Annotated in this window: 5 protein-coding genes and 1 other RNA gene; 2 read left to right on the top strand and 4 right to left on the bottom strand. The window is 68.9% G+C overall.

Going from position 1 to position 3745, the window contains the following annotated elements; all coding sequences use genetic code 11:
- From VGD93_RS00100 to VGD93_RS00110, 3 genes are all read right to left on the bottom strand, one after another.
- Nucleotides 1–1184: DNA polymerase III subunit gamma/tau (locus tag VGD93_RS00100; protein WP_395007965.1), on the bottom strand; the 1184-nt coding region annotated here is incomplete at its 3' end.
- 62 nt (nucleotides 1185–1246) lie between these two features.
- An RNA gene (gene ffs / locus VGD93_RS00105) (signal recognition particle sRNA small type) lies at nucleotides 1247–1342 on the bottom strand.
- A 52-nt stretch (nucleotides 1343–1394) separates the two neighbouring features.
- Nucleotides 1395–1571 carry a hypothetical protein gene (locus tag VGD93_RS00110; RefSeq protein ID WP_395007967.1) on the bottom strand — a complete coding sequence of 59 codons (177 nt, stop codon included), beginning with the start codon at nucleotides 1569–1571 and terminating at the stop codon, nucleotides 1395–1397.
- Between the two features lie 307 nt (nucleotides 1572–1878).
- On the opposite strand from VGD93_RS00110, the gene VGD93_RS00115 reads away from it, so the two are divergent.
- The gene (locus tag VGD93_RS00115) at nucleotides 1879–2085 is read left to right on the top strand and encodes a hypothetical protein (RefSeq protein ID WP_395007969.1); all 207 of its coding nucleotides are present in this window, start codon (nucleotides 1879–1881) and stop codon (nucleotides 2083–2085) included.
- Here VGD93_RS00115 and VGD93_RS00120 read toward each other — a convergent pair.
- The gene (locus VGD93_RS00120) at nucleotides 2076–2924 is read right to left on the bottom strand and encodes a prephenate dehydratase (RefSeq protein ID WP_395007971.1); all 849 of its coding nucleotides are present in this window, start codon (nucleotides 2922–2924) and stop codon (nucleotides 2076–2078) included. The genes VGD93_RS00115 and VGD93_RS00120 overlap by 10 nt on opposite strands.
- Before the next feature lie 253 nt (nucleotides 2925–3177).
- Here VGD93_RS00120 and VGD93_RS00125 point away from each other — a divergent pair.
- A partial coding sequence (locus VGD93_RS00125; RefSeq protein WP_395007973.1) for a c-type cytochrome occupies nucleotides 3178–3745 on the top strand: 568 nt, incomplete at its 3' end.

Here is a 3745-nt window from a genome sequence, read left to right on the forward strand (position 1 = left end):
GCCGGCGGGGCCGGCTGGCCCGAGAGCCTCGCGATGAGCTCGTCGGGCGTAGGCAGGTCGGCGGCGTAGGCCAGCCGGATCAGCACCATTTCGGCGGCCTGCAGCGCGTTGCCCGCCCGCGACACCTCGTCGAACCCCTTGAACAGGATCTGCCAGGAGCGGGTGAGGGCGCGCATCGCCAGCTGCTGGGCCAGGGCGGCGCCGCGCGTGCGCTCGTCCGGCGTGAGCGACACGTCGTCGGCGGCCGCCGGCACCACCTTGATGCGGGTGACGAGATGAGTGAAATCGCACAGGTCGGCGACGATGGTCTGCGGGTCGGCCCCGGCATCATAGAGTTCGCGCATGGTGGCGAGCGCAGCGCCGATATCGCCCGCCATCAGCGTTTCGAACAGGTCGATGGTCCTCGCCCGGTCGCCGAGCCCGAGCATGGCCTTGACCGTGGCGGCGGTCACCGCGCCGGCGCCGTGCGAGATCGCCTGGTCGAGCAGCGACTGGTTGTCGCGCACCGACCCCTCGCCGGCGCGCACGATCATGGCCAGCGCTTCGGGTTCGTAGGCGATGCCTTCCCGGGCGAGCAGATGCTCGAGATGCGCCGTCATCACCTCCGGGGCGACGCGGCGCAGATCGAAGCGCATGCAGCGCGACAGGATCGTCACCGGCACCTTGCGGATCTCGGTGGTGGCGAAGATGAACTTCACATAGGGGGGCGGCTCCTCGAGCGTCTTCAACAGGCCGTTGAAGGCGGCGGTCGAGAGCATGTGCACTTCGTCGATGATGTAGACCTTGTAGGGCGCCGAGACCGGGCCGTACTTCACCGAGTCGATGATCTCGCGGATATCGTTGATGCTGGTGTTGGAGGCGGCGTCCATCTCGACGACGTCGACGTGCCGGCCCTCGATGATGGCCCGGCAGTGCAGGCCCTCCTGCGCCAGATCGAGCGTCGGGCGCCGCCCCGCCGCGTCCTCGTAGTTGAAGGCGCGGGCCAGGATACGGGCCGTCGTCGTCTTGCCGACGCCGCGCACGCCGGTGAGGATGAAGGCGTGGTGGATGCGCCCCGACTTGAAGGCGTTGGTGAGGGTCTGGACCATGGCGTCCTGCCCGATCAACCCCTCGAAGCTCAGCGGGCGGTATTTGCGCGCGAGCACCAGATAGGGAGATGCAGGAGTGTCGCCTGGGGATGCCATGCCCGCCGTTGTAGCCGCCTATTCAGGGAACCCGCGAAGGCCCGTGGCCAGTATGGGGCAGAGGTAGGAGGCTGGCAACGACCCGTGAAGGTCTCGTTGGGGCTGCTTCCTTCCGGACCTGACCCGGTTGGCGAGGAACACGTCCGCGCCAACCTCCCGAGGCCTATATCGGACATGACGGGGCCGAGCGCAAGGGGGGGCGCCGCGTCCCTAGTCCCGCTTGCGGCGCGTCTCGGGCAGGTCGGGCGGAACGATGCCGCGGTCCTCGCCAAGGCTGCGGTTGAGATCGAACAGGACCGAGGGCAGCAGTTGCTCGGCCCGCCAGTTGCGGTAGCCACGCCCGAGAGCGGCAACGACCCGGGCCAGCGGATGGACGTATCTGGTCATGTCTGATCCTCGGCTTGAGCGGGGCGGCCATGCCGGCCGCCAGCGCCGGGCCGGCCCGGTCATCGACCGGGCGGAGTCCGGCGAACCGCTGGTGGCAGGCCGCGAAGGGGCGCCCACCACCGGCGAAGGCGACAGTTGCGCCCTGCCGGCTGAATGCAGGATGAACGGCGCGGGCTGCCCTTGCCTGCCGTGACCGCCGCCCTCACACCCCGTTAACGATCGCGGGCGCATGCTGGGTCGATCGATCGGGCCTCCCCGCTTCGACGCGGCCGACGGCCTCGAGCGTTGACAGCGAAGGAGACGTGCCATGCGCAGACAACTCCTCCATCCGGCCGTGGCCGCGGCCGTGGCCGCGAGGGCCCGGCGGCCGCACGCTGCGGCCATCCCGCTCTACCTGCCGGCCCACGACGAGCGCTTCGGCGCGCCGCCGCCCCCGGCGGACGACGACGACGAGGCCGCTGTCGACGCCACGCTCTCGACCAGCGGCGAAGAGGACGACGACGGCTATTTGTGAGGCGTGCCGTTCTCGACGGTGCCGGCCGGGTACACGCCCAGCACGCGGAACTCGTCGGTGAAGAACTTGAGTTCCTCGAAGGCCAGCTGGACCGGGCGGTCTTCGGGACGCCCCTCGATATCGGCGTAGAACCGGGTGGCGGTGAACGAGCCGTCCAGCATGTAGCTTTCGAGCTTGGTCATGTTGACGCCGTTGGTGGCAAAGCCGCCCATGGCCTTGTACAGCGCCGCCGGCACGTTGCGGACGCGGAACACGAAGGTAGTCTTCACCCTAGCGACGCTCGGCGCCGGCGTCTCGGGCGTCCTCGAAATGACGAGGAACCGGGTGGTGTTGTGCGCGGCATCCTCGATGTTGCGGGCCAGGATGTCGAGACCGTAGACCTCGGCGGCGAAGCGCGAGGCGATGGCCGCCACGTGCTTCTGCCCCTTTTCGGCGACCTCCCGGGCGGAGCCGGCGGTATCCGCGGCGGCGATGGTCGCCAGCTTGTGATCGTGGATGAAGCGGCGGCACTGGCCGAGCGCCACGGACAGCGACTGCACGTGGGTGATGTCGGAGAGCTTGGCCCCGCGGACGCCCATGAGGTTCATCTCGATGCGCACGAAATGCTCGCCGGTGATGAACAGGCCGCTGTCGGGCAAGAGGTGATAGATGTCGGTGATGCGGCCGTAGAGGGAATTCTCCACCGGCACCACGCCGCGGGCGGCGACGCCGGCCTGCACGGCGACGATGGCGTCCTCGAACGAAGCGCAGGGAAGTGCCTCATCGTCCGGAAACAGCGCGTGCACGGCGGCGTGGCTGAAGGCGCCAGGCTCGCCCTGGAAGGCAATTTTCAGGGGCATGGGGTCGATCCGGTGCAAGACGGCGCCACTAATGACGCCCGCCCCAGCCCGAGTCAATCGTGCGCAGGCAGCAGAAATCCACGCTTCCTGGGGGAATCGACGGAGCGGAGCGCTACCCCGTTGCGCGGGTTGGCGCGACGGACTATCTTCCGCCCGCGTCCAGACAGGGCCCGGCGCGTCGGGGGTGACCACCGCGCCGCGCACCTGTCTGTCGCATTTGCACCAATTGCCGGCGGAGAGGGCTGAGACCGCGATGAATTCGTTCGAGCTGAACAAGATAATCGGCGCCGTGTTGGGCACCCTGCTGTTCGTGATGGGTGTCGGCTTCGTCGCCGAAGCGATCTACACGCCCATCCAGAACCGCGGTGCCGGCTATACCCTGGCGGTGCCCGAAACGGGCGTGGAAGTGGCGGCGGAGCCCCAGGCTGTCGAGGAGCCCCTGGCGGTGCTGCTGGCCAGCGCCAACGCGGAGCAGGGAGCCAGCGCCGTGCGCAAGTGCCAGAGCTGCCACAATTTCGGCGAGGGCGAACCCAACAAGACCGGCCCCGGCCTGTACGACGTCGTCGGGCGTCCCATCGCCAGCCATGAAGGCTTTGCCTACAGCAGCGACCTCGCCGCGATGGGCGCCGCGGGCGAAACCTGGACCTACGAGAACCTGAACGCCTTCATCCACGGGCCCAAGGCGTTCGCGGCCGGCACCAAGATGGCGTTTGCCGGCGTCAAGAGCGCCGAAGAGCGGGCCAATATCCTCGCCTACCTGCAGACGCTGTCGGCGAGCCCGGTTCCGTTCCCCCAGCCCGAGGCTGCACCGGCCGAGGCGG

The sequence above is a fragment of the Devosia sp. genome (assembly GCF_036406155.1).
Lineage (GTDB): Bacteria > Pseudomonadota > Alphaproteobacteria > Rhizobiales > Devosiaceae > Devosia_A.